General features: G+C 59.2%; 16 protein-coding genes and 1 pseudogene. 11 read left to right on the top strand and 6 right to left on the bottom strand.

The features are described 5' to 3' along the window. Window positions 1-1,259, bottom strand: a pseudogene (locus tag FJ960_RS26655) (hypothetical protein); the annotation flags it as partial. 323 nt (window positions 1,260-1,582) lie between these two features. On the opposite strand from FJ960_RS26655, the gene FJ960_RS26650 reads away from it, so the two are divergent. Then, on the top strand, window positions 1,583-2,536 hold the full coding sequence (locus FJ960_RS26650; RefSeq protein WP_140718023.1) for a transglutaminase-like cysteine peptidase: 954 nt from the start codon (window positions 1,583-1,585) through the stop codon (window positions 2,534-2,536). A gap of 101 nt (window positions 2,537-2,637) precedes the next feature. Here the strand turns inward: FJ960_RS26650 and FJ960_RS26645 are convergent, their stop codons facing one another. The 4 genes from FJ960_RS26645 to FJ960_RS26630 all read right to left on the bottom strand — a co-directional run bounded on the left by FJ960_RS26645 (window position 2,638) and on the right by FJ960_RS26630 (window position 8,229). Continuing rightward, window positions 2,638-3,189 carry a ribbon-helix-helix domain-containing protein gene (locus tag FJ960_RS26645; RefSeq protein ID WP_281406156.1) on the bottom strand — a complete coding sequence of 184 codons (552 nt, stop codon included), beginning with the start codon at window positions 3,187-3,189 and terminating at the stop codon, window positions 2,638-2,640. 79 nt (window positions 3,190-3,268) lie between these two features. Continuing rightward, window positions 3,269-4,558 carry an HlyD family type I secretion periplasmic adaptor subunit gene (locus FJ960_RS26640; RefSeq protein ID WP_140718020.1) on the bottom strand — a complete coding sequence of 430 codons (1,290 nt, stop codon included), beginning with the start codon at window positions 4,556-4,558 and terminating at the stop codon, window positions 3,269-3,271. Between the two features lie 50 nt (window positions 4,559-4,608). Further along, window positions 4,609-6,741: a type I secretion system permease/ATPase gene (locus FJ960_RS26635; protein ID WP_140718018.1), complete on the bottom strand. Its 2,133-nt coding sequence runs from the start codon at window positions 6,739-6,741 to the stop codon at window positions 4,609-4,611. Between the two features lie 39 nt (window positions 6,742-6,780). Further along, window positions 6,781-8,229 carry a TolC family protein gene (locus tag FJ960_RS26630; RefSeq protein ID WP_140718016.1) on the bottom strand — a complete coding sequence of 483 codons (1,449 nt, stop codon included), beginning with the start codon at window positions 8,227-8,229 and terminating at the stop codon, window positions 6,781-6,783. A 798-nt stretch (window positions 8,230-9,027) separates the two neighbouring features. On the opposite strand from FJ960_RS26630, the gene FJ960_RS26625 reads away from it, so the two are divergent. From FJ960_RS26625 to FJ960_RS26615, 5 genes are all read left to right on the top strand, one after another. Next, window positions 9,028-9,654 carry a DUF1326 domain-containing protein gene (locus FJ960_RS26625; protein ID WP_140718014.1) on the top strand — a complete coding sequence of 209 codons (627 nt, stop codon included), beginning with the start codon at window positions 9,028-9,030 and terminating at the stop codon, window positions 9,652-9,654. Window positions 9,655-9,680: 26 nt separating this feature from the next. Then, window positions 9,681-10,307 carry a DUF2182 domain-containing protein gene (locus tag FJ960_RS26620; RefSeq protein ID WP_246672973.1) on the top strand — a complete coding sequence of 209 codons (627 nt, stop codon included), beginning with the start codon at window positions 9,681-9,683 and terminating at the stop codon, window positions 10,305-10,307. Window positions 10,308-10,324: 17 nt separating this feature from the next. Beyond that, window positions 10,325-10,483 carry a hypothetical protein gene (locus FJ960_RS30085; protein WP_246672972.1) on the top strand — a complete coding sequence of 53 codons (159 nt, stop codon included), beginning with the start codon at window positions 10,325-10,327 and terminating at the stop codon, window positions 10,481-10,483. Between the two features lie 70 nt (window positions 10,484-10,553). Continuing rightward, complete coding sequence (locus tag FJ960_RS29710; protein ID WP_210243301.1) at window positions 10,554-10,745, top strand: hypothetical protein; 192 nt, start codon at window positions 10,554-10,556, stop codon at window positions 10,743-10,745. Between the two features lie 266 nt (window positions 10,746-11,011). After that, complete coding sequence (locus tag FJ960_RS26615; protein ID WP_210243299.1) at window positions 11,012-11,935, top strand: BBE domain-containing protein; 924 nt, start codon at window positions 11,012-11,014, stop codon at window positions 11,933-11,935. A gap of 165 nt (window positions 11,936-12,100) precedes the next feature. On the opposite strand, the gene FJ960_RS26610 is transcribed toward FJ960_RS26615, so the two are convergent. Beyond that, the gene (locus FJ960_RS26610) at window positions 12,101-12,568 is read right to left on the bottom strand and encodes a VOC family protein (protein ID WP_140718012.1); all 468 of its coding nucleotides are present in this window, start codon (window positions 12,566-12,568) and stop codon (window positions 12,101-12,103) included. Window positions 12,569-12,772: 204 nt separating this feature from the next. Here FJ960_RS26610 and FJ960_RS26605 point away from each other — a divergent pair, with 204 nt between their 5' ends. From FJ960_RS26605 to FJ960_RS26590, 5 genes are all read left to right on the top strand, one after another. After that, window positions 12,773-14,752, top strand: a complete 1,980-nt coding sequence (locus FJ960_RS26605; RefSeq protein ID WP_140718010.1) for a hypothetical protein — start codon at window positions 12,773-12,775, stop codon at window positions 14,750-14,752. Between the two features lie 299 nt (window positions 14,753-15,051). Further along, complete coding sequence (locus tag FJ960_RS29625) at window positions 15,052-15,213, top strand: hypothetical protein (protein WP_181174332.1); 162 nt, start codon at window positions 15,052-15,054, stop codon at window positions 15,211-15,213. 171 nt (window positions 15,214-15,384) lie between these two features. Then, window positions 15,385-16,404: an NAD-dependent epimerase/dehydratase family protein gene (locus tag FJ960_RS26600; RefSeq protein WP_210242201.1), complete on the top strand. Its 1,020-nt coding sequence runs from the start codon at window positions 15,385-15,387 to the stop codon at window positions 16,402-16,404. Window positions 16,405-16,423: 19 nt separating this feature from the next. After that, window positions 16,424-17,980 (top strand): class I SAM-dependent methyltransferase, encoded by a 1,557-nt coding sequence (locus FJ960_RS26595; RefSeq protein WP_140718008.1) that lies wholly within the window; start codon window positions 16,424-16,426, stop codon window positions 17,978-17,980. Further along, a complete protein-coding gene (locus tag FJ960_RS26590) occupies window positions 17,977-20,790 on the top strand; it encodes a rhamnan synthesis F family protein (RefSeq protein ID WP_140718006.1) in 2,814 nt (937 codons plus the stop codon). The genes FJ960_RS26595 and FJ960_RS26590 overlap by 4 nt, the downstream gene beginning before the upstream one ends. The last annotated feature ends 14 nt before the right edge of the window (window positions 20,791-20,804 follow it).

Raw genomic sequence — 20,804 nt, 5'->3', positions numbered from 1 at the left:
TAGGTGTAGGACCCGTCGGCGTTGAGATGCAGCGTGCCGTGCAGGCCCGCTATGTCGGTGGCGACCCCGCCGGTCACTGCGGTTGAAGTGTCCGCTCCAGCGGCGCGCACGCCGCTGACGGTGGCGCCATCGGCGCCGGCGACGTCGTTGGTCAGCACGCCGGCCGCGGCCGTGACGGTGAGCAGGACGCCCTCGGTCACGTCGTTGCTGTCGGCATGGGCTGTTGGCACGTCGTCGATGATATTGATGACCAGGTTGCCGGGAGGAGCCGTGTCGCCATCGCCATCCGTCACCCCAACCGCAAAATTCACGCTCGTATTGTCGCCCGAGGTGTTGTCGCCGAGAGTATAGGAGTAGCTGATCGTGCCAACGCCCGAGGCAGCATCATAGACATAGCTTGCGGTCAGCGAGCCGGTAGCGTCGCTGAAGGTCTGCGGGGCACCGGTCAGCACATGGCCGCCCAGCGTCACTTCCGACACGCCGTCCGGCGAGGTGAAGCCGATCGTGCCCGATATCGTCTCGGAGTCCGACGCTGCATCCGAGCCGGCCGACTCGCCGCCACGGGCCGGAAGGCCGGCCTCATGGACCGTCGCTTCCCCTATGGCGCCAATGGAGGGAGTGGAATTGTTTTCCAGGAGGCTCGGGAACAATTCGCGATGATCCGGCTGCCCAAATTGCAGGTCCGTTGGTGGCAGGAGGGCCGACAGGCCGAAGCCGTCGCCGATCCCGCCGGCAGGCTGTTCGAAATTGCCGCCGGCGCTCGAGGTCGAACCTCCCGGGCCCGCCGATATCGAGCCGTCCGCGCCGAAGGCGACATCGACATGGCTCGCTTCCAGCGCGGCGATCAAGGCCACACGCGGCACTTCGACTTCGCCGATGATGAAGGTCGGCACATTCAGGGCACCGTCCTTGATGACGATGACCGAGCCGTCCGCCTGCTCGAGCACGAGGTTCTGGCCGTCGACCTTGATGTTGTCGATCGAGACGTTGGCGGGAAGCCTTACGACGTTGCTTGCGTCCGCCACGTATTCGTGGGGGGCATTTGCCGCTGGCGGAGCAGCCGCCGGCGCGCCGCCGCCGACATCGACCGGCACAGGCTCGGCCGCTGCCGGCGCTGTTTGAGCCGGCGCCGCCGCTTGCTCGGCCGGCGCGGCCTGCGCCACCAACTGGATCGGCGCTGTCAGGTCGTGGTGATCGTTGGAGACGGAATGCTCGTCCCACGAGTTCGAAACGTTGTCCAACTCAATACTGGTCGTCATAGCTTTAACCCCTCCGGCATTTCCCGGAAAGAGACAGGCGGCGCCTCGACTTTGCAACGGTCCGTCAATCAATTCTATATATTTGGATATGCGTTCGATGACTTTTTTTACGCTTGGTAAACTGTGAACATATAATCAGTTATATCTTGCTTGGAATGCGCGGCGCTTTGCCACGACCAGCGCGAAAAACTTGGTAAATAGAAGTATAAATACGTATAAAATTTTACACAAAATAGCAAAATCACTTTGCGGGAAAGTTATCCACCTTCATTTCCAGTAATTTGAGACAAGATTGGTAGCGTCCACGGTCAAAGGTGGGCGTCATGAAAAAACAAAAGAATGCTCCGGGGAAGAGAAAACTCAAGCTGCTTCTGCTGGCGCTGGGGATGGCCGGCGCGGCGCAGCCAGCCCTTGCCGGGCCCGTCATCAGGGATTTCCTGCCCGAAACGGCACTGCTTGGGACGGTCCAGGCGCCGCCTGGCCTCGGCGGCATTTCGCTGCGGGGGTACCAGCCCTGGCAGCCGGCCGCCGCCTACCAGATCAGCCTCGTCCTGAACGGCTACAATCCCGTTTCCGTGCAAGACCGGTCCAGCGCCTTGATGGCGCAAGAAGGCAGGGATATCGACCCGATGCAGACTGCGTCGATTATCCCGGGCGTGTTCGGGTCGGTTGCGCTGTCCATGCGCAATTTTCCGGTTTCGGCGCGCTGGGCACCGGTCTACCAGGCCATAACCAGTTGCACCGCCGGCAGTCCCTGCGACCACAAGAGCCCGGCCTTCGCGGCCATGGTTTCGGCTGCCCAAGGCAAGGGGTTTGTCGAAAAACTGTCGTTCATCAACAGCGGCATCAACCACCTGATCGCCTACAGGAAGGACAGCGTCGTTTACGGCAAGCTTGACTATTGGGCGAAGCCTTCGGAAATCCTCGCCAATCGCGCCGGCGACTGCGAGGACTTCGCCATTCTGAAGATGACGGCGTTGCTGAGGACCGGCATTCCGGCACGCAGCATGTCGCTCGTCGTTCTCCAGGACCGCAAGCGAGGTTTCTTCCACGCCGTGCTTTCGGTGAGCACTGCAAGCGGCGCTTACATCCTCGACAGTCTCAACAATACGGTGCTCAAGGACAGCGCTCTTCCGGACTATCAGCCACTGTACTCGTTCAGCACCGACCGGGCATGGATCCATGGGTCCAAACCGGGGGCCGCGCAGGTGGCCGACGTCAAGGGCGGTTTCGAAACCGTCGCGCCTGGCGAAGGCGCGCAGATGGAAGTCAAGTAAAGGCAAAGCGCGGCCGCGTTTTTGTCCTGGCCGAATGCCCAGAGCAATTTCAGGAAAAATGCATAGCGCTTCCGCCGGGAATTGCGAAACGATGAGCGGCTCTAACCGTTGAAGACAAAAGCCATCAGCAATTCCAGGTCCAGCACCGGCGCGCGCACCACGTTAAGCTGACCCCGGTAACGGCGCTCACCGGCGCCGATCACAAATCCGCTCGCAACGGCAACGTCGCCGTTGGTGTCGAGGCGCGCGAATATATCCGCCACGTTGAGATCCAGCGCCAGCTTCAGGTCCTGCCGCGTGTCTCCGTCGAACGCCGTCGGCAACTGCCGTTTGACCAATTGCTGGAATGGCGCGTTGAACGTCACGATCTTCTTGGTCGATGCCAAAGCGAAAGCCGGCGACGGACAGGCAAGCAGGATGGCGTTTACCGTCCTGATCGACGCAAGCCTGCGCAAATTCAGGTTCTCGTGTCCCAACGCGCGAATGCAGGCCACCCGAATTGCCGAAGTCAGGTTTCCGTTCTCCGCGTGACTTTCGGCGATCTCATCGACCAGCATGCCGATGGTGCATTTGCGGCTCTCGGCCATCTGTTTCAGCGAAAGCCAGAAGGCCCGTTCCAGACGGATGCCGCGCCTTGTGCCGCCGCGCGCCACGACGCGGAACTCGAGCTCGAAATCTTCTGTCGGCAGCGGCAGAAGCAAACGGTCTTCGGGGGGCGGGGGAGAGATGGCGCTAGCGCTCACTCATTGCCTCCTGACGTGCTTTGTTGATCGGCTTCAGCAGGTAGCTCAGGATCGTCTTGCGTCCGGTCTTGATATCCACGGAACAGATCATGCCGGGGATGATCGAATATGCCTTTCCGTCTCGCTCCAGTGTCGATTTGTCGGTTGAAACACGCACTTGATAATAGGGCTCGCCCGTCTTCTGATCGACCAGGCTGTCCGCGGTAATGTTGGAAACCTTGCCTTCGATGCCGCCAAAGATCGAGAAGTCGTAAGCCGTGACCTTTATCAAGGCATCCTGGTCGGGGCGGATAAAGGCGACATCGCGGGGCGAAACACGCGCTTCGACCAGCAATGTCTCGGAAGTGGGCACGATGCCGGCTACGACAGTTCCGGGCTGGACGAAGGCGCCGACGGTGTTCAGTTCCATCGTGTTGACGATCCCGTCCACCGGAGAACGGATATCCGTTCGCGCGACCTTGTCGGTCGCGCCGCGAATGGTTTCGTCCACCACCGAAAGATCGGCCAAGGCCTGCGTCAGGTCATCGAGCGCTTCCTGCTTCAACTGCAGACCGAGTTCCTCGACCTGAAGCTGCGCCTCGGTGATCGCCGACTTGGCTTTCTTTATCGTCTCGCCGGCCAGGTTCAATTGGCCGTTGAGTTCGGTTTGCTCCTGCTCGACCTTGAGCTGCTCGGTCCTTGCCATCAGACCTTTCTTGACCATCGCCTCGACCAGCTTCGCCTGCTGGTCGCTCACAGCCAGGTTTTTTGTCAGGCGGTCGAGATTGGCGTTCGCCTCGTCGAGTTCCTTTTCGCGCTGATCGAGGCGCGACTTGAGCACCGACAGCTTGTTGTCGAAGTTTTCGCGCCGGGCCACGAGGAGATTTTGCTCGTTGTCGCAGATTTCCGGCGCCACCGCCTGAATATCCTGCGGACACGGAAACGATCCGGTGATGCTGCCGCTCTGTTCGTATTTGAGCCTGGCGATCCGTGTTTGCAGGGCCCGCGCCTTGGCCTGCTGTTCGCCGAGGCTGGACGTGTTCAAAGTGTTGTCGAGACGAATGATAAGGTCGTTCTTCCTGACGACCTGCCCCACCTTAACGGCGATTTCCTGAACGACGCCCGGCTCGCTGGCTTGGATGACCTGGGTCTTGGAAGCCGGTATGACCTTGCCGTCGCCACGCGCGATCTCGTCGACCTCGGCGAATGATGACCAAGCGACAAAGGCGACGAAGAGCGCCGCTATGATGAATATGGACGCCGTCGCAAAAAGCGGCGGGCGGTCTTCCCTGGCAAGCATTTCCTACGCCCCGTTATTATATCGGTTTCAGCCCGATATAATTTGTTCCTTCAGGTATTGGTTCTCTGCAGCGCCTGAATGACTTGTTCTTTTGGTCCATCGGCAACGATCTTCCCCTGCTCGACAACAATAAGGCGATCAGCCAATTCGAGCATGCTGAAGCGATGCGTCGAGACGATCAGCGTCGTGTTGCGGTCAAATGCTGTCTTGAGTTGCTTGATCAGCTGTCGTTCCGAAGCCAAGTCCATCGAGCCGGACGGTTCATCCAGAAAGACGATCTTCGGCTTGGTCAAAAGCAGCCGGGCAATCGCCACCGTCTGTCTCTGCCCGCCGGAAAGATTGGTGCCCCGCTCGCCGACATTCATGTCGTAGCCGCGTGGATGGCGAGAGACGAACTCGTCGACGCCGGCGGCTTTTGCGGCTTCGATGATCTGTTCGTCGGTCGCCTCGGGAGCTGCCATGAGCAGGTTCTCCTTCACGGTGCCCGAAAACAGATCGCCGGCTTGCGCGACGATACCGACGGCGGCGCGCACCTCCGACGGGTGATACTGGCGGATGTCGATGCCATCCAGCAGCAGCTCGCCTGAACTCGGCAGGAAAAGCCTGCCGATCAGGCGTCCCATCGTCGTCTTGCCTGACCCGATGCGGCCGATGATGCCGATGCGCTCGCCCGGCTTCACCGAGAAGTTCAGGCCGGACAGAACCTCGTTTTCCGAGCCGGGGTAGACGAAGCCGACATTCTTGAACGTCATCGCCCCATTGCGGATCGGGCGATTGACAAAGCCCACCGTGTCCGGCCGGTCCTCCGGTTGGGCCATGATGGAATTCACCATTCTCAGGGAGAGCATGGCCTGGCGAAATCTCGACAAGGTGATCGCGATCTGGCCGAGCGGAGCCACGGCCCGGCTCGCCAGCATCACCGTGCCGATAATGGCTCCTGTCGAAACATGCCCTTCCGAAAAGGCATAGGCCCCGGCCACGACCAGGGCGACCGTCACGAGCTGCTGGATGGCCTGGGTGATGTTGCCGGCCGCCGCCGAGAGCTGCTTGATCTTCTCGGAGGTGTTGGCCGCGTTCTTCGAATGCTCGCCCCACTTCCTCAGCAAATAGGCTTCGGCGCGCAGGGACTTGATTGTTTCCAGCGTGGAGATGGACTCGACCAGCAAGGCCTGGCGCTGGGATGCTTCATTCATCGAGGCGGCGACCCGTTTGCCGATGCGGCGTTGCGTGACGAGGCCGACTATCACCGACGCCACGAATGCCAAGGCCGGTATGATGACCAACCAATCGCCGATCGCGTAGATGACCAGCAGGAAGATGAAGACGAAGGCCGTGTCGATGAAGACGCTGATGGTGTTGGAGGTGAAGAACTCCCTGACGAACTCATATTGAGTGACGCGATTTGCATATTCGCCGGTCGAGCCCGGGCGCGCGGACAAGGATGAATTCAGCACCTTCTCGAACAGCAAATACGATATCCGCAGGTCCGCCTTGCGCCCGGCATAGTCGATGAGCGAGGCCCGGGCCGTCTTCAGAAGCAGGTCGAAAAGAATGACGGCACCGATACCGATCGCCAGCACCCAAAGCGTCGATATCGCCTTGTTCGGCAATATGCGGTCATAGACGTTCATGGTGAAGATCGGCGAGGCGATGGCCAGCAGGTTGATGAAGATCGCCGACAGCACGACCTTCGAATAGGTGCGCCAGAAAGCGCCCATCGTTCCTGTCAGCCAATGGCGCCGTTCGATCTGCTGCGCCGACCCGACCTTCATGCCTTCGGTGGCGTTGGCATAGGTGATCGAGAAGGATACGCCGCCGCTGATGTGACTTGCGGCCAGCTCGGATTTGCCGACAGTCGTGCGCCCGTCTTCCTGCGGGGCAGTGAGATACCCGTCACCGTCGATTTCCGCCAGCAGGGCGATCGGCAACTGGCTGACACGGAAGAGAATTGCCGGAAGATCGAGGCGACCGCGCAAGAAGTCGCGATGGTTGAATTCGTGGGTCTCGAGACCGATGCGTTCGGCAAGATGCCTGATCTCGGTGACCTCGATGCGCGTGTCCGAAATCGGTACCCCGGCAAACAGCACGGTTTCCGCGCTCGGCCTGCCGAGATAGGCGGCAACCGCCGAAAAGCAGGCCTTGAATGCCTCCTTGGGCGACAGAATATGTGGCTGCTGATTCACGACCCGCCCGCCAGGACCCTCAACCCCCCTTACACCGGCTCACTTCTTCCTGACCGGGGCAAGGATGTCGAAAGGTATATCGTTCGTCTGTTCCGACGGGGTCCGTGCATAGGTTTCGGTGTCCGCGTTCGCCGGAACAGCAAATTCGTCTTTGGCGTAGGCCGTGGCCTGCTTTGGCGGATGGATGTCCATCGTTTTCAGCAACTGCCCGGTCGCTGCCAGAAGCCGGTATTGGGCAAAGAGGGATGCGTAGGACGCGGTGTCCGCCAGCGTCGCTGTGTTGAACCGTGTATTCTGCGCATCCAGCACATCGAGCAGCGAGCGCTGTCCGACCTTGAACTGCTCGCGATAAGAGGCAACCAGCTTCTCGCTGGAAGCGGCTTGCAGCTTCAGGGTCTTTGCCAGATCGGCTTGCCGGAAGCGGCGATCCCAGGACGTGCGAACGGCCTCTTCGATCTCCCGCAGAACCTGATGCAGCCCAAGCCGCTGCTCGCTGGCGCGGCGGATTTGCTCCTGCTCATTCGCTTTGTCGATGCCGCCGCGGTACAGGTTCCAACGCAGCACCAACCGTGCCTGCAAATCGGAGGTATCTCCATTGTCGCCGTCAATGTCATATCCGGCCCGGGCGGTGCCTTCGGCGACGATCGAAGGGCCGTATTTCGCCCGAGCGGCGTCAACCTGCGAGGCCGCGGCCGCAATATCGCTATTGGCCATGTGGACGCGCGGATTGTTCTCCCGCGCAATGCCCAGTGCGTCGTCGAGGGACCTTGGCAGCGCGGAGGAAACATCGCCAGGCCGCGAAGCATTGGTCAGCGGTTTCCCGACTGTCTTGAAGAAGCGTATCCTCGAGGCCTCGAGTTCCTCGGAGGCTTCCTGCATGCGGGCCTTGGCCGCAAACAAGCGCTCCTCGGCCTGTTGCCGGTCGGCTTCGTTCAACCCGCCGCCTGCTATGCCTTCCCGGATGTCATGGAGAATCGCTTGATGAAAGCCCAGATTCTTCTTTGCCTCTACCACGATCGAGCCCTGAAGCATGTATTCCAGGTAATCCTGGACAACCGACAGCCCGATGAACTCGGATCGCTCCAGCACGCGGAACGAGGCGCCATCGACTCGCGAGGCCTGACGGTTGAGTTCGGCTCGTCTTGCGCCGCTGTCATAAAGCGTTTGTGAAACCGTCAGATCGGTCTCCGCGGGATAAAGCGCATCGTGCTCGATGGAGAGCGCTCGGCGGGAGGAGTTGTCCAGGCGACGAGCACCAGTAGATGCCTGCAGGTCGACGCTTGGGAGATAAAGCCCTTTCGCCTGCCGCAGCTCGAACTCGATCGCCTCACGGTTTTCGATGGCCTGGCCGATTTCCGGGTTGGATTCCACCGCAACCGCCATGGCCTCCTTGAGCGTCAATGCATGCGCGCCCCAGCAGCTCAGCATGGTAGCCGTCATCAAGAGGCCAACGCCCATGACCTTGGTCGACAGACCTGTCGTCTTCATTTTCCCACCCACGTTTCCCCGCTCTTTCAAGAGCGCCCCAGCCGGGCTCGGCGCCTGGCTTTGTTCGCTATCTTACAAATTAACGTGGACGTTTCATTATTAAGCTGTGACTAAATGATAGATTTTGGGCAGACGGCCAGAAAATGTAGCAAAAATAGCACACATTTGAGATGTCGGCGGGATCAAGTGCCGCTGTCGAAACTTGAAGCACCGCAACAAGATATGGAGATGGCAAACAGCAAGCCTGTTCTGACAACATGCTGACGAGTACGCCCGTCGGCAAATAAACTTGCTCTCGCAGGCAATAAGGGCACCCTTAACAAACCCAGGCGAAGGAGGGTTTTGTCCGGCCCCCCATTGCCAACATGTTCTGGTCGCGCTTTGACATCTACGTGGCTGGCGAGATCGCCGAGGCACGGCCGAGCGGGACACTTCTTGGTTGGAGCAGGGTCGATTCGGTGCGTGCTTCAGTCTCAATGAAGTCTGCGCTTGGCTGGGCTTCCTGGAAGCTATTCGAACTTTCCTTCTGGCACCCCCAACCGAATTGCGCTTCCTTATAAAAGAGATTGAGATAGCAGGACACGCAATGGGACAAACTTGATCAAGCACCCGCGCCGGGGGTGCTGGCGGCGGTTGCAGCTTGAAAGATCCAGGCAACGATGTAGCCTGAATTGACTGGTCTAGCGCGCCGATCGTTCGCCGTGTTGGCTTATTTGCCGCTCGCCAATTGAGGTGAAGCGGCGCCACCTGCCAAGAAAGCGGCGATACGCCGACGCGCCTCACGATGGGGAGGAGCCGATGGCAACCGGTTCGCAATTGTCCGGAAACTATTTCGAGAATTGTAGCTGCGACGTCGTATGTCCCTGTCTGATGTCGCCCAACGCGCAGCTGACATCAAGGCCGACGCGAGGCGTTTGCGAGGTCGCCATGGCCTTCCATATCGATACGGGCAACTACGGTGACGCTCGATTGGATGGCCTCAACGTTGCAATGATTGCTCACACGCCGGGTCCGATGGCGGACGGCAGTTGGACGGCTGCCGTCTATATCGACGAACGGGCCGATGAAGGGCAGATGGAGGCGCTGGGGGCGATCTTCACCGGGGCCGCCGGTGGCCCGATGGCTATACTCGCGCCCCTGATCGGCACGAACCTGGGAGCCAGGAAGGTGCCGATCAAGTATCAGATCGATGGCAAAAAGCGGTCGGTGGAGATTCCGGGTGTCATGCAGATAGCGGTCGAACCGCTGCCGACAATGCGCGAGGACGGCGAGATGTGGGCCGCAACCGGCCATCCCGTCAACCCCGACTGGCTCGGTATGGCGATGGGCGTGCAGGGCAGCACGTTCAGCGACCACGGCATGCGCTGGGACAATTCCCGGCGAAACGGGCATTACGCTCCGATCAATTGGTCCGGCCAACAATAGGCCGCGCTTCGGAACGGGGCTCGCCCATGGCCAATGCGGGGACTCCATCGCTGACGCTGCAGCGAAACATCATTGTCGCGCTGTTGATCACCTTCGCGGCGGCGGCTTGGGTCATGCTCATCTGGCAGCAGAGCGGCATGGACATGCCGATGGAAATGAACACGCCCACGATGGGCATGAATGCGCCGCTGTTCCTTGCAGTCTGGATCATCATGATGATCGCCATGATGTTCCCGACGGCCGCTCCTATGATCTTGACGTTTCACCAGGTCCAGGCCGGTCGGCAGGGGCGCGGTGAGACCTTTGTCTCAACCTGGGTGCTCGTGGGGGGCTACATGCTGGTCTGGGGTGCGGCGGGCATGTTCGTCTTTGCCGGTGCGGCGGGTGCGGAGATGATTGCCGCGCAGGCGGGAATGTCCGCGGCGACGGCCGCCCGCATCGGCGGCGTGCTGCTGATCATTGCTGGCGCCTATCAACTTTCGCCGCTGAAGGATCTCTGCCTGACCAAATGCCATACTCCAATGAGTTTCATCCTCACCTCATGGCGCGATGGACAATCCGGCGCGGTGCGCATGGGCTGGAAGCATGGGCTCTTTTGTCTGGGCTGCTGTGTTGGCTCTTGTTTCTTGCTCTTTTTCCTTTCGGGATCATGAATGTTGCGGTCATAGCCATGGTCACCCTGCTGATCTTTGCGGAAAAGACCTTCCCGGGAGGAGAGAGAATAGCAAAGCTGTCGGGTACCGCTTTGCTGCTCTACGGTGCGGCGGTGCCGGTCTTTCCACAACTGCTGCCGACATTTCCGGTGGTGCACGCCATGTCAATAAACTGACGAAGCTTGACTCCGACGGCCACACACTCGGAATTTGGAGCGACCCAAAACACAACAATGGAGATTTGCGATGGCGACAAGGCTGTGCAACCGCAACGGAGCGCCGATTGCTTCTGCGATAGTCGAAGAGTTTGCTGCCGGTCTCGCCGGAAAGATGATCCAGCCAGCGCATCCTGACTACGACACGGCGCGCCAAATCTGGAATGCGGCGATCGACCGCCGTCCGGGGCTGATCGTGCGCTGCCTCGGTGTGCCGACGTGATCCAATCGGTGAAATTTGCCCGCGAGAACGACCTTCTCGTCGCGGTGCGCGGTGGTGGCCACAACGTTGCAGGACGGGCGCTCTGCGACGACGGTATCGTCATCGGCCTGTCGGCCATGCGAGGGGTGCTTGTGGGTGTGCGAGCGCGAACGGTCCAGGTGCAGGGCGCGCGATGCTCGGCGATCTTGATCGGGAGACCCACTTGCACGGGCTAGCCGTGCCTACAGGCGTCGTTCCGAAGACAGGCGTCGCCGGGCTAACGCTCGGTGGCGGCGTCGGCTGTTCGAAAGCACGGTTTAAGCTGCGACAACGTGATTTCGTTCGAGGTTGTCACGGCAGCAGGCGATCTCGTTTCGGCCAGTGCAGAAGAGAACCCAGATGTGTACTGGGCGCTTCGCGGGGGCGGCGGCAACTTCGGCATCGTGACACGCTTCCGCTTTCGGGCTCAGCCGATTTCCATGGTCCTCGGTGGACTGATCGCGCATCCCCGTGACCGGGCCGGCGAGATGCTGCGTTTCTACCGCGACTTCATGGCAACGGCACCTGAGGAACTAACCGCCTATGCTGCCATGGTGACGACGCCGGATGGGATGCCGGCCGTGGCCATGGTTGGCTGCTGGTGCGGCGACATGGCCGAGGGAGAACGCGTACTGGCGCCGCTGCGCGCCTATGGGCCACCAGCCCTCGACGTAGCCCAGCCGATGCCTTTCCCTGCGATGCAAGGCCGTCTCAACATGGCTTTCCCGGACGGTTCTCACAACTACTGGAAGGCGAGTTTCGTGCCCAAGCTGACCGATGATGTCATTGATCTTTTGGTGGAGCACGGCAACCGCATGCAATCAGCCCTCTCGGCGGTGGTGGTCGAATTCTATGGCGGTGCGCCCGGTCGGGTGGGCGCTGCTGAGTCCGCCTTCGCCCAGCGCCAGGCCGAATACAACATCGGCATCACTGCGCAATGGTCCGATCCGGCCGAAAGCGCCACACATATCACTTGGGCGAGGGCGATGTACGAAGCTCTGGAGCCATACTCGAGTGGCAATCACTTCCTGAACTTTCAGAGCGAGGCAGGCGACGATGTGATCAGGAGGTCGTTCGGCCAAAACTATGATCGGCTCGCCAAGGTGAAGCGGAAATACGATCCAACGAATTTCTTTAGCCTAAACCAGAACATCAAGGCCGCCGCAGCCTGACAGAGATGGGAATCACCGAGGCCTACACAGACTAGCAAGCGGCAAGGCGAAGCCGGCACCACCCTGCGCCGTGGCATTCCCGCGCCTATGATGCCGCCGGCGGCGGCCCCGGATACCATTCTTCAGGCGCAGGAAAGACGAAACCTGAGGGCACCCGGTAGATCTCTATCGTGGTGCGTAAATCGTCCTCAGCGGCAAAATAATGGAACTCGATGCCGCCGAAGATGTCGCCGTGCTGCAGTGACCGGTAGCCGCGCTCTTCGAACTGGCGGACGCGCTCGGCGTAGCCGATGAGTTGCAACTGAAGGCAAGGTGCTGGAGGCCATCACCATGCCGTTCCAGGAAATCGGCGTAGATCGACCGGCCCCGCAACGGCTCGATGATCTCCCAATTCATGTTCTGGCTGTTCGCAAGGCATAGCTTCACCGAGAAGTCGGCCGGTAGGTCGCGATAGATCACCTCGATGTTCTTCGACGAATCGACGGTGCGGATCGTCCAGGGACCGACGCCCAGATTGATGAAGCCCTCGAGCGTGCGGCGATAATCGCGCGTGAACACGCAAACCTGAACGAGATTGCCGAGAAAACTGTTGGAGAGTTCAGTTGGGCCGAGCACCTTCGGCAAGGTTTTCATGTTGATCTCCCTTCCTTCCCGTTGTCGCAATGAAGGCTCTGCGAAGCCGCGCAGCGCCTTCGCATTTTATGGCCTTGTCCGACAGCCGTCGGCGTGACAAGGAGCGCGTTATCACACCGACGATCGATAGAACAACCAATGCACGCAGCAAAATCAGATCAGGAGCCGGCAACGCTTGTCACGCGAGTCGTTTCCGGATTGGCGATGGCCGCGATGATCGGCGCACTCGATCCGAGCGCGGTCCGCGGAATCCCCGAATGGCTCACTTTGTGGTGGTGGTGCATCTCTACGATCTGGTCAGGTTCCTTGGCGCTTGGTTTCCTTCGCGCAAAGGATTTTCCGGCCGCCCTTATGCTTGAGACTGTCATCGGGATCGCAGCCACCAGCCTGGCGCTCCTGCCGATAATCACTTGGGCAGGCTTCACCGCCTGGAGCGCCATGACCGCTTGGAGCCTCGCCATTACCGTGTGTGTCCTTCCCGGCCTTGCACGCACGGGCCTCCGCGTGACCCGTCTAGAGGAACTGGGCCTCTTCCTGCTATGTTGCGCCAGTTCTTACGCATGGGCGCTGCCAACGAGTCGAGCAGCCGACGTCCTAGTGGTGACAGGCCGTTTTCCGGCCTGGACAGACTATTTCATTCACGCCGGTGAGATCGCCAGGTTCGGGCCCTATCCCGCATTCGGGCGCGGGCTCGCCTCAATGGTTGATGTCGCCCCCGGATTCTATCATCTCGCCAGTTATGTCCTGCCTGCGACGTTCGCCAGCCTTTCGAACGCCACGCCACTGCAGGTGGCTGTCTCAACCTGGCTGGGGATGTCCTTCCTCATGCTGACGCTTGGTGTCGCTGCGGTCGCAACGGCACTGCGCGGCGGAACGCTTGCCATAGCGAGCGTCGCGGCTGTTACCGCTGTTCCTGATCCGTCATTCTACTGGCTCGGGAATGGTTTCTTCGGCTTTCACTGGCTCCTGGTAACCGCACCAGGATCGGGGTACGGGATCGGAATCGTGTCCGCTGCCACAGTCCTACTACTGCTGTGGACATCGCGGCCGCGAAAACTCCTGCTCGTCGGCAGTGCGGTCCTAGGGCTTTGTTCGGTTCTCTTGCGCGTCCATTGCACGATGCTCTTCGCACCTGTGTGGGCGTCGGTCACGTTCGCTCGATTGGGCGGCGCTTCGTTGCAGACGCAACTAGTCAAGCTCGCAACTATCGCCCTTGTGCTTACCCTTCTCGTGACCTTCGTCCTCGTTGCCCCGCTAAGGGAAGCGCTTGGCTATCGCTTGGATCTGCTTCCATACCTCGACGTCATCCAGCATCAGGACGCGATGGTGCGGACGGACACCGTTTACACGCTGCTGAAGGCCCACAGTGTCGTCCTTGCCGCCATCTTTGGCGTCGCTGTGCTGCTACTCAGTGCTTTTGGCGCTCCATTGCTCTTCTATGCCGCGTATCTCGCGCAGAAGCTCTTCGGTCATGAGGGAAAGCTGACGGATTTCATTCCAGGCCTGTTCGTGCTGTCGTTTGTCGCAGTCACAGTTCTGGCACCTCCGCCCTGGACTGGTGACATCACCGAATTCAAACATCGTGGCTTTGTGCTCGTCTATGCGATAATCGTACCGTGGGCCGTGCTCCCTGTCGTCGAGCTTTGCAGACGGTTATTCCCGCCCCCGAACAGGACCTTTGCAAATCTAGTTTTCTGCTTGGCAGGGGTCGCTGCTATTGCCGTTCCCCTGCTCTTTGGCCGGCAAATGTCGACGCCCCGATTTGCATGGGCGGCGAACTTTTTCAATACCCGGGTCGACCCCGCGCTTTTTTCTCTCGCTGAGCACCTTCGTATTCACGCGGGCCCCCGTGATGTTCTTACCTTCGACAGGCCTGACCCGGAAGTCACGCTCGCGGATCAAGCGACCGTGGTCACCGCTCTGACAGGCATGCCGGCCTTCGTAAGTCGAGTGAAAGTATACTCGCTAAGATCGGACAGCTTGGCGAAAACAGTTCAGCAGCGGGAGCTTCTCCTCAAGTCCGTGGAGGAGGCAAGCAGCTACGAAAAGGCCGGGTCACTATTGGAACGAGCCGGGATACGATGGTATCTGGTAAACAGCAGTCGCCCGCCGCAATGGGACCCGACTGGGGCCAAAGCGGACCTAAAGGCCGGCGAGTGGCTGCTGTTCCGGTTTGACAAATAGCGCGCCGGAAACAGGCCTCTACGGTCTTTTTGCGACAGCAAGCCGTGACTCGACAACAACCGGCTCCGCCCTGTAACGAGCTTCTACTTCAAAGAGCGGCCGGCGCTCATATCGGGTTTGTAGGGGTGGTTTGAGCGGACTTAAGCTCGAAAGGCATCCTGATACGTCCAGCCGGCCGGAACGCGCCAGAAGCCATCGGAAAAGCCGTCGATCTTCAAGACGCCACTCTCCAGAATGTCCCGAGCGACCTGCTCTTCATAGGCAATGACGGCCTCGGGCTTGTTCGGGTCGGGGACGGAATGCTCACCGGTGGCGCCACCATGAAGGGCGTCACGCTCGCCAATTTCCGCCGCTATGTGAAGGCCGGCGCCACCGAGGCGGACCTGCGCAAGATTGCGACGGATTCGCGCTCCGCTCCTGACTGGTCCTGCGGCTGCGCCGCTTCGCTGATAGCTTCCTGAGCAGAATATGCGACGGCTCTGATAATATCCATCCGTCACCAATATGCTTTGACGCGCTGGCGAAGTCAGGGTACGGCCCTACTTGGGCAGGGCGACTTGTACTCCTGCCCGTCAAGAATTGCGGTTCTATGCTGTTTCCCGCAATTGCAGTCAACCGTATTCGGAGCGGCAGTGCATATCCGCATGTCATCTCAGGTAGAAAAGCCCAGCGTCGTGGAACGCCACCTGATTCTCGGAGGAAGCGGCTTCATTGGCCGACATGTTGCTGCACTCCTGGTGCGAAGCGGGCATGAAGTTGTCCTAGCTGGGCGCTCTCTTTCGAAGCCGACATTTACGCCTGTGCTTGACGAGCGAATCGCTTGGCGCAGTTTCGATCTTGCCAACGCGCAATGGGATAGCCTCATCGACGGGGTCACGGTCATTCACCATTATGCATGGTCATCCGTTCCTGCCAGCGCCAACAACGATCCCACCCTTGATCTGTCGACCAATGTGGCGTCAACGCTGGGTTTGCTAGAGGCGCTTCGAAAAAAGGGGGCGCAGGCGCCAAGGCTGATCTTCGCTTCGTCCGGAGGCACGGTTTATGGCAAACTGCTGCGCGTTCCGGTGCATGAAGATCACCGTTTAAACCCGATTACCGTCTACGGCGCAGGTAAAGCTGCGATTGAACTTTATCTAGGGACCTATCGAGCCCTGTATGGTCTCGACTGTCGTGTGGCACGTCTGGCCAATCCTTTTGGAGCAGGGCAGAATTTTGCAAAAGGCCTAGGTGCGGTAACCACGTTCCTACACCACGCATTGTCGCACCAACCAATAGTCGTCTGGGGGGATGGCGAAGTCGTACGCGATTTCATTCACATCTCCGATGCAGCAGCAGGCTTGGTTGCGCTGGCGCGCGCAGCACCGCTCGACAGCCATCATGTATTCAACATCGGGAGCGGCGAAGGCGTCAGCCTGAACGGGGTCATTACCGAACTAGAATCAAAGCTCCCACATAAATTGGATGTTCGCTATGAGCGCGGTCGGAAATTTGATGTTCCAGTGAGCGTGCTCGATATCTCCCTTATTCGGGAAGTGTTGGGGTGGCGACCAATCCTCTCCTTTTCTGAAGGCTTGAGCCAGACACTTGCGGATCTTGGTGGTAGCGCGACGCATCGTGACAAGTCAGCGGTAAGTGGCGCGGCACCCTAGATCAGTGAGAGGAGATCAAATGGGAGAAATATTTGAACGGGTCCTGCCGCGGCAAGCACTAGAGTGGACTGGCGAACGGTTGACAACCGCTACGGCGGGTCAGGTGGAGATTGAGCACCTTCATCGCTATTTTCTTGCCCGGGCTCTTTGCCGCGACCTGGATGTTGTCGATGTCGCATCAGGCGAGGGCTACGGCTCCGCTCTCTTGGCTCAAGTCGCGCGATCGGTTGTTGGCATCGAGTTGTCCGACGAGGCAGTAGAGCACGCCCAGGGGGGGTATGTCGCGCCCAACCTTCGCTATCAGCAAGGAGACGCTCGCAAGTTGCCGTTGGGAGATGCAAGTGTCGACGTGGTCGTATCGTTCGAAACGCTCGAGCATTTTCTTGAACATGATCTGTTTATCGCAGAGGTTCAGCGCGTTTTGCGACCAGACGGTTTTCTCATCCTTTCGTCTCCTGAACGAGATGTCTATTCTCCGCTCGGAAGCCCTGCCAATCCCTATCATGTGCACGAACTCTCGCGTGTCGAGTTCGAAGCCCTGCTGAAGGGGGCATTCCGCAATGTCTTGATACTCCTGCAGAGACCGCTGCTCGGTTCAACGCTCATCGCAGATGACGAGGCTGGAATATCGAGAACGCTAACGTTCGAGCGACGAGGAGTGAAGCACTACGAGGTCAGTCACGGCTTGCCTCGGCCGCCTTACAACATTGCGATTGCGTCCGAATCGGACCTTCCCAGTGTTCCTAATTCGTTGTTCATCGAAACAAGCGAGATCGGCGAAATTCTGTCGCAAGCAGCGAGTGGCGCGGCCGCTCACGCGGAGCTACGCAGCCACATGGAGCAGACGGAATTGCTGGTTTCCGGTCTCCGCCGCGAGATTGAAACGGCTAGTGAAACCATCAAAGCACAAATCGAACGGGCCGAAAAAGCGGAAGCTGCCTTGGCCTTGGCTCCGCCGGACAGCCGTGCTGACTTGGCGCGAGCAGGAAGTGGCGCTCACGCGGAGCTTCGCGGCCATATGGAGCAGTCGGAATTGCTAGTTTCCGGTATCCAAACGGCGAGGGAAACCATCAAAGCAGAAGTCGAAAAAACGGAAGCCGCTTTTGGTTTGGCTCAGTCGGGGAGCCGTGCGGACATTAAGGAGCCGCGGAGCGTCGCCGAAACTGCTAAGGACCAGCAGCATCCCACCGGGTCCTTTGATGGGGCGGCAATCGAAATTCAATCAGCCTCCGCACCTTTGGCTGAACTCGAGCGGCTACGGGCCGAGTTGACACAAGTGCGCTCGGAACTGGCCGTGGCAGGCGTGCAGCGAGACGTGTTGAGAACGTCTTTTCGACACGCAAATATCCTCTCTGAATCGCGCCTCAGACAAGCTACGGAGGCCAACGAACTACGACAGCGGAATGCTGAATTGGAGCGCAAAGCTGCCGAATGGGAGCAACGCTACTTTGGCCTGCGGCGCCGCCTCGAGGCCATCCTGAAACGCTTTGGGGTACTCAGCGCGTCGCGGCTTTTTCCTCGCCCACTCCGCGCCTTTGTCCGTAATCGAGTTCTTGGACCGGGACGCACACAATGAAGAGTCGTGATAGCGTAATAGCTGATGAAATTCGCCAGGAATTCGTCGCTATGCTGGAAATGACAGGGTTCGTGGATGCCGACTATTATCGTTCCTCCCTTGGCCGGCCGGAACTGCGGGATCCAGTGGGACACTATGCGGAAATTGGCTGGCGGATTGGGCTGGAGCCGAATGCGCGATTCAACGGCGATTTCTTGCGTCCCTTCTACGAGGCGGCAGGAATTTTCAAGCCGCCTGCATACGTCTGGCTAGAACTCTCTGCTCTGGTGGGACCGCTGCCCGCGAATAGACACGAGGCCGACCAGGTCGCTGCGGACTTGCGACTGTCGCCGACTTTAGATGCTGAATTTTACGCCCACCGTTTGCCTGCCGGCATGGACCCTGTATTGCACTATGCACTGGTCGGGGAGCCGTTGGGCTGGCGCGCATCGCCTTTGTTTGATGCGGCTTATTATCGAGAACGGTACCCAGAAATAGCGAGCGCTGGGTTTTCGCCTTTACTGCATTTCGACCGCCATGGCCGGCGCGAAGGTCGGCGAGGAGTGTCCGTCGTTGACAGGTTAGAGTTTCCTCCCTTGCCGCAATCCGAAAAACCGGTTGTGCTTTTGATTTCTCATGAGGCTTCGAGAACGGGCGCGCCGATGTTGGGCTGGAACCTTGCCCGGGAGCTGGCGAAAAAGGCAACGGTGGTCTCCCTGATGATGCGCGGTGGAGAACTGGAAAACGACTTCATCGCTGTTGCTGCCTCCTCCGTTGGTCCTTTGACATGGGAGGACTGGCACGCTGCGGATGCAACCCGCCTAGCCAAGCGAATCGTAGAGGAATTCAAGCCACTTTATGCCATCGCCAACAGTATAGAGACGCAGATCATGGTGCCTGCCTTGGCGTCCTTTGGGGTGCCGAGCGTTGCCCTGGTGCACGAATTTGCTGCCTATACGCGTCCTGTAGCCAAGATGCGTAACGTTTATGACTGGGCAAAGCATATCGTATTTCCAGCCCAGATCGTTGCGCAGTCTTCGTATGATGCCTTTCCTGGCCTCGAAAAGCGCCCCGGAATTCATGTCATGGCTCAGGGGCGCAGCGATACGCCCCCGACATCCTTAGCTCATGAGCCGACTGACAAAAAAAGAGACGAGTTCCTGCTTCGTTTGCAGCCCGAAGGTGAGGAGAACTCCTTTCTAGTGCTTGGCGCCGGCTCGGTGCATATTCGAAAGGGCGTTGATCTTTTTGTAAGTGCAGCGGCCACAGCGAAACGACTGCGACCGAATGTTCGCTTTCGATTTGTCTGGATCGGTCATGGGTACGATCCGGAACATGACAGTGGCTATTCCGCGTATCTCGCCTATCAGATAGCCAAGTCGGATCTAGGAGATAGCTTGGTCATGCTTGATGCGGTATCCGATTTGGAGCCAGCATATGCCGTTGCGAACGCCTTCTTTCTCAGTTCCCGCCTCGATCCGCAGCCAAATGTGGCGATCGATACGATTGTGCGTGGGATACCGACCGTGTGCTTCCAGGACGCCTGTGGAACAGCGGAAATCCTAGGCGCCGACGTTGCGACACGCCCTCTCATCGCGCCTCATCTCGACGTTCATGCTGCTGCCGTCATCCTGTGCGGGCTGGCAGACGACCGCGACAAGGCAAAGGCCTTGGGAGCCGAAGTGGCGCGGGTAGGACATTTGGCTTACAACATGAACACGTATGTTCAAAAAGTCGATGAATGGGGCAAAACAGCTGCGGCAGCGCTCCATGACGAGGATCTTGCCACCCTGATGGAGGCTACTGCTGTTGATCTCGATATGGTTCTTCCTCCAGGTATGGCGCCCGTCGACGAGTTGGAAGCTGCGCGGCGCACACTCCAGCAATGGAGCATCATGGGCCTTTCGACCGATTCAACAGCCAATCCACAGTTCCGTCGTCCTTGTCCGGGCTTCAATCTGCAAAGCTATGCACAAGCGAATCCAGAAGAGTGCGGCCCGGGACAAGCCCATCCCTTGGCTCACTGGCTCCGCGCCGGGCGGCCCGTCGGCTCTTGGTCCCGGGACGTTTTCAAACCTACCAACAGTGTTTACCAGCCCTTGGAAGGTATGCAGCGTGTGGCCCTTCATGCCCATTTCTACTATGAAGATCTGGCTGACGACCTGGCTTTCCGGCTCAAGCGTAACCGCACTCGCTGCGATCTGTTTTTGTCCACGGACACCGACGCCAAAGCCCGACATCTTCGAGCCGCGTTTGGCGACCACCACGGTTCGGTTGAAATCAAAATCGTCCCCAACAGGGGGCGCGATGTCGGACCGCTTCTTACTGAATTCTTACCGCGATTGCTTGATGGCAGCTACAATATAATCGGCCACGTTCACGCCAAGAAGAGCGTGGGCACGGACGCGGCTATGGGTGAGGCATGGCGTCACTTCCTTTGGGAGAACTTGGTTGGCGGCGAACATGCGATGCTCGACCTGGCTGCAGCAGTCTTCGCATCGAACCCGGTGATAGGTCTTTTGATGGCGGAGGATCCACACCTCGTCGGTTGGAACGACAACAGAGAAATCGCTGAAGATTTGGCAAGACGGATGGGCATCACCACGCCGCTGGCGGACTTTTTCGATTTTCCGCTGGGAACCATGTTCTGGTGCCGACCAAAGGTGTTGTTTCCGCTACTCGAACTGGATCTCGATTGGAATGACTACCCATCGGAGCCCGTTCCCTATGACGGCACCGTCCTCCATGCGATCGAGCGCTTGTTGCCTTTTGTTGCGCGCAAGGCCGGATTCGATACCGCTGGTTTGCGCGTGCCTGGCACGAACTGGTAACAGGAATTGGGCTG

It is taken from the genome of Mesorhizobium sp. B2-3-11, from assembly GCF_006442215.1.
In the GTDB taxonomy this organism is placed as follows: domain Bacteria; phylum Pseudomonadota; class Alphaproteobacteria; order Rhizobiales; family Rhizobiaceae; genus Mesorhizobium; species Mesorhizobium salmacidum.
This window is presented reverse-complemented; position numbering and strand designations above follow the sequence as displayed.

What these genes read in the sequence shown, in the direction of transcription:
- FJ960_RS26650 (WP_140718023.1), top strand. Translation starts at nt 1,583, where the DNA reads ATGAAAAAACAAAAGAATGCTCCGGGGAAGAGAAAACTCAAGCTGCTT.
- FJ960_RS26640 (WP_140718020.1), bottom strand. Translation starts at nt 4,558, where the DNA reads ATGCTTGCCAGGGAAGACCGCCCGCCGCTTTTTGCGACGGCGTCCATA.
- FJ960_RS26630 (WP_140718016.1), bottom strand. Translation starts at nt 8,229, where the DNA reads ATGAAGACGACAGGTCTGTCGACCAAGGTCATGGGCGTTGGCCTCTTG.
- FJ960_RS26625 (WP_140718014.1), top strand. Translation starts at nt 9,028, where the DNA reads ATGGCAACCGGTTCGCAATTGTCCGGAAACTATTTCGAGAATTGTAGC.
- FJ960_RS26620 (WP_246672973.1), top strand. Translation starts at nt 9,681, where the DNA reads ATGGCCAATGCGGGGACTCCATCGCTGACGCTGCAGCGAAACATCATT.
- FJ960_RS30085 (WP_246672972.1), top strand. Translation starts at nt 10,325, where the DNA reads ATGGTCACCCTGCTGATCTTTGCGGAAAAGACCTTCCCGGGAGGAGAG.
- FJ960_RS29710 (WP_210243301.1), top strand. Translation starts at nt 10,554, where the DNA reads ATGGCGACAAGGCTGTGCAACCGCAACGGAGCGCCGATTGCTTCTGCG.
- FJ960_RS26610 (WP_140718012.1), bottom strand. Translation starts at nt 12,568, where the DNA reads ATGAAAACCTTGCCGAAGGTGCTCGGCCCAACTGAACTCTCCAACAGT.
- FJ960_RS26605 (WP_140718010.1), top strand. Translation starts at nt 12,773, where the DNA reads ATGGCCGCGATGATCGGCGCACTCGATCCGAGCGCGGTCCGCGGAATC.
- FJ960_RS29625 (WP_181174332.1), top strand. Translation starts at nt 15,052, where the DNA reads ATGCTCACCGGTGGCGCCACCATGAAGGGCGTCACGCTCGCCAATTTC.
- FJ960_RS26595 (WP_140718008.1), top strand. Translation starts at nt 16,424, where the DNA reads ATGGGAGAAATATTTGAACGGGTCCTGCCGCGGCAAGCACTAGAGTGG.
- FJ960_RS26590 (WP_140718006.1), top strand. Translation starts at nt 17,977, where the DNA reads ATGAAGAGTCGTGATAGCGTAATAGCTGATGAAATTCGCCAGGAATTC.